Origin of the sequence: Fulvivirga kasyanovii (assembly GCF_009711405.1) — a bacterium.
Classification (GTDB): domain Bacteria; phylum Bacteroidota; class Bacteroidia; order Cytophagales; family Cyclobacteriaceae; genus Fulvivirga; species Fulvivirga kasyanovii.
In genome coordinates this window covers 1-3,608 of record NZ_SMLW01000264.1, presented here as the reverse complement: position 1 = coordinate 3,608, position 3,608 = coordinate 1, and the positions used below count along the sequence as shown (strand labels likewise).

The following is a 3,608-nucleotide window of genomic DNA, read 5'->3' as shown; positions in this document are numbered from 1 at the left end:
TTTAATAGCAACAGAAATGAGAATGATGCTGAGCATAGCTGGCACCTGGCAGTGATGGCCCTTGTGCTGGCGGAGCACTCCAATGAGGAAGTAGATTTGCTAAAAGTGCTTAAAATGGTGCTGATCCACGATATTGTAGAGATAGATGCGGGAGATACTTTTCTCTACGACAGTCAACGAGACAACTCCAAAGCAGCAGAAGTGCTGGCCGCAAAACGCATATTCGGACTACTGCCGGAAAAACAGGCAGCCGAATTCATAGCCATCTGGGAAGAGTTTGAAGAAGGAAACACTGCTGAAGCCAAATTTGCACATTCGCTCGACAGGCTGGAGCCCGTACTCCAAAACGACTCAAACAATGGCGGTACCTGGGCTGAACACAATGTGCCCTATGAAAAAGTGATAGGAAAAGTGAGTGTTATGAACCACGGCTCAACAGTACTATGGGGCCATGCCGAGAAACTGATCGGTAGTTTTTATGCGGAGGAGGATTTTTGACGTAGCTCTTATGCGTGGTGATCGGTTGAGGAGTGATCGGTAAACAGTGAACGGTGAGCTGAACTAAATTGCGGCTTTACTAAACTTCCGAAAGTTTAGTAAAGCTTAACTGTTCCAAAGCACGGACATTATAAACAAAGGGCAGCTTAACTTTCTAGATACCAGCGATTCCCAAACCCGTCACCCCTGAATTTTCTTGAGTGAAAGATATTTCATTGCTGTGTTAGGTGAAATTATCAGGGGTCCCGAAGATCTGGGTGTGTAGAACCGTACTTTACCCACAGAGAACTATAGGCTATCAGTTACTTTCTTTTTCTCCAGATCAAAAATAAACCTAGAATAACCGGAGAAATTATTATCATAGACCAAAGGTGGAAATTTAGTTGCCACCATTCGGTTTCTTCTGATTTGAGAGATGGATTTGCTGCTCTCGTCCAGGCGATAAAAGCGTCGGCAATGTCAAGATAGCCGTTTAGGAAGTACTTTTTATTGTCAACTGTTTCAGGAAAACCAAAGGCTTCGATTGTGTTTCTTATCTCAATAGCTAATTGAAGGTCATCATGCTTTATGGCAGCGCGGTGAGCCACGATAGTTGCTGCCGGGCCAATACCCCAGATAACCGGGCCTGAATCTATATCTCCTTTACCAGTTTTTCCATTAGGATACTCCAATATGGCACTGAGCCCTAGTCTTTTTTGAATAAACAACTGCTTAAATAATTTATATTGATGGTGTGAATATGAACTGTCTATTTCGGGTAAGAACGAAAGTATAAGGCTCTGAGAAGACCCTCTTGCTCCTTCAATTACAGCCCCATCTGCAGCATCTACTGCATGAGGAATCAGGCCGTTCTGATCCTGTTTTTGCTTTACGTTTTCCAGCCAGTTTTGAATAAGCGCAGTGTACTTGTCTTCAAAAAGTCTGTCATGCAAAGCCAAAGATGCAATGCAAACCACCATATCAGCCGGCCAGCTTGCATTGGTGTAGCTTTCCAGGTAAGGAGTGCTCGAAGAGTTTAGTGCCCTGGCTATATTAGCGCAGGTCACTTTAAATTTATTAATTTCTACATCAGACCACTTTTCTTGTGGTATAATCTCCAGTTTTCGTCCTAGCAGGTAGTTGTTCCATCCATTATAAAATGCTCCATAGGTAAGCAGCATTTTCCCCTGGAAAATACTTTTGGCTGCTTCTGAATTAGTTGCTGCTAAGGATTTATCGATCTCTCTAAGCCCATCCTGAAATATTTCAGAATTGTATTCTGTCCCTGTTAAAAAATCCGTCCAGGCAAGGCCATAAAGGCATTCAAAAAACATCAGGCCTTCAGGGTACAGGTACTGCATTTCTTCTGCTGCATGGTCTGCTTTCCTGAGGTTCAAATAATTTAGTTGGGCATAAAGGTCCCTGTTAATGCCGTTTTCATCTATACAGGGCGAGTAATAAAGCTTATGGCTGATGCTGAACGCAAAGTATAAAATAATGAGGAGAGGAACGGAAAGAAGTATTTTGAGAAGAACCTTCATGAGGCTCAAATATAACAAAGTCAGTCTTTATGCATGCATCTGACATTATGCAGGTCATGTTTAGCAAGTGCTCTTAAGTTCGGGATTCCGGATATTTTCTCCGCTACACTGCGACAATTCCGGAACGATGGGGTATAAGCTTAGTGGTAGATTTTCATGTGAGTAAAAGACCTCACCCGGCAGAGAACCGTAGATAAGCTTTAGTCAGAATGCCCTCTGCGACGCGGAAATGGATTTTTGACGTTACTGGTACTTCTTCGGTTGATTTATTTATCACATTACAAAACGAATGGAACAAACCGTTCCCAAACCCGTCACCCCTGAATTTTTTTGAGTGAAAGTTATTTCATTGCTGCATTAGTTGAAAATATCAGGGGTCCCGAAGATCTGGGGCATATAGAACCTTTTCAAACAAAACTATATACTTTCTACTTCCCGGCAGATGTCTCGAAGAGGACTCCGCGGCATTTAGTGTATACTCGCTAACTCAATATCCCCAAAACCTCCAGCATCAGCCGTGCCTGCTGCGACATGTCCTTAAACTCTTCGAACTCTTCCCGGTTCAGCGCAAACTGAATGTCGTGATGGCAGGTGTTGATGATGAGATAGGGAGGGCTTTCGGAGCATCTTATGCAATATTTCTCGAAATTGACTTTAGAGAGGAACCGACTAAAGCCCAGGAATTGATCCAGGTCAAAACCTATCAGCAGGTTCTTGTAAGTAAAACCTATACGTTGACAACCCCGGCATTGAGTGATAGCCCCGTTTCTGGTTAAAACCAGCTTTTCTGCGTTACAATTCATTTCTGAGCTGGGTTTATCGCCTTCTTTAAGTATGGACATTCAGATTCTTCAATGATTGATCTGATCCGTGCCTTGTTTTTTTGCTTGTTCTCCAGCTCGCGGTTAAGCTGGGCAATCAGTGTGTCGTAATTAGTATGATCCATGATCTTTTTGGTTTTTGGTGCCTTGGTTGATCCTGCCCCGGCAGCATGTCTAAAATATGAGGTGCAGGATCAACAAGGGCTTCATTATTTAGATTAATTCTAAATAATGTAAAACTGCATCTTAACTTTCAAACTGTCAATGCCTATTTTTAGCGATTTTTCCATCACTAGTGATAGTTAGCCTGTGCGGTTGTTTCAGGAATTCCATACTTCATTTCAGGATGAAATGTCAGCAACTATTAGCACCTACCTTAGCAACAGAATCAACATTAAACATTCAACATTCAAATGAAATACACAACCAGAGTACTTTGGAAGAAGGGTGCAGCGGAGGGTTTTACTGACAACAAATACAGCCGGGTGCATCAATGGTCATTTGACGGGGGTGTGGCCGTCAAAGCCTCATCATCGCCTCAGGTGGTGCCTGTGCCTATGTCAGATGCCTCGGCTATTGATCCGGAAGAGGCTTTTATTGCGGCACTTTCGAGCTGCCATATGCTCTTTTTTCTTTCCATAGCCGCCAGTAAAAGCTATGTGATCGAGGCCTATGAAGACGAGGCAGAGGGCATTATGGATAAAAATGAAAATGGACAAATGGCCATGACGAGTGTGACCCTGAGGCCGCGGGTTATTTTTTCAGACCT

General features: G+C 43.2%; 5 protein-coding genes. 2 read left to right on the top strand and 3 right to left on the bottom strand.

The features are described from left to right. The coding region (locus E1163_RS01695) for an HD domain-containing protein (RefSeq protein WP_155168820.1) at nt 1-498 on the top strand (498 nt) is incomplete at its 5' end. 302 nt (nt 499-800) lie between these two features. Here the strand turns inward: E1163_RS01695 and E1163_RS01690 are convergent. From E1163_RS01690 to E1163_RS01680, 3 genes are all read right to left on the bottom strand, one after another. Then, a complete protein-coding gene (locus E1163_RS01690; RefSeq protein ID WP_155168818.1) occupies nt 801-2,018 on the bottom strand; it encodes a hypothetical protein in 1,218 nt (405 codons plus the stop codon). A 482-nt stretch (nt 2,019-2,500) separates the two neighbouring features. Further along, on the bottom strand, nt 2,501-2,821 hold the full coding sequence (locus E1163_RS01685; protein ID WP_155168816.1) for a DUF6686 family protein: 321 nt from the start codon (nt 2,819-2,821) through the stop codon (nt 2,501-2,503). Beyond that, nucleotides 2,818-2,964, bottom strand: coding sequence for a hypothetical protein (locus E1163_RS01680; protein WP_155168813.1), 147 nt, complete (start codon nt 2,962-2,964; stop codon nt 2,818-2,820). The genes E1163_RS01685 and E1163_RS01680 overlap by 4 nt, the downstream gene beginning before the upstream one ends. 288 nt (nt 2,965-3,252) lie before the next feature. On the opposite strand from E1163_RS01680, the gene E1163_RS01675 reads away from it, so the two are divergent. Then, a partial coding sequence (locus E1163_RS01675) for an OsmC family protein (RefSeq protein ID WP_155168811.1) occupies nt 3,253-3,608 on the top strand: 356 nt, incomplete at its 3' end.

Excerpts from the sequence above, each read along its gene's own strand:
- E1163_RS01690 (WP_155168818.1), bottom strand. The coding sequence starts at position 2,018 with ATGAAGGTTCTTCTCAAAATACTTCTTTCCGTTCCTCTCCTCATTATT.
- E1163_RS01685 (WP_155168816.1), bottom strand. The coding sequence starts at position 2,821 with ATGAATTGTAACGCAGAAAAGCTGGTTTTAACCAGAAACGGGGCTATC.
- E1163_RS01680 (WP_155168813.1), bottom strand. The coding sequence starts at position 2,964 with ATGGATCATACTAATTACGACACACTGATTGCCCAGCTTAACCGCGAG.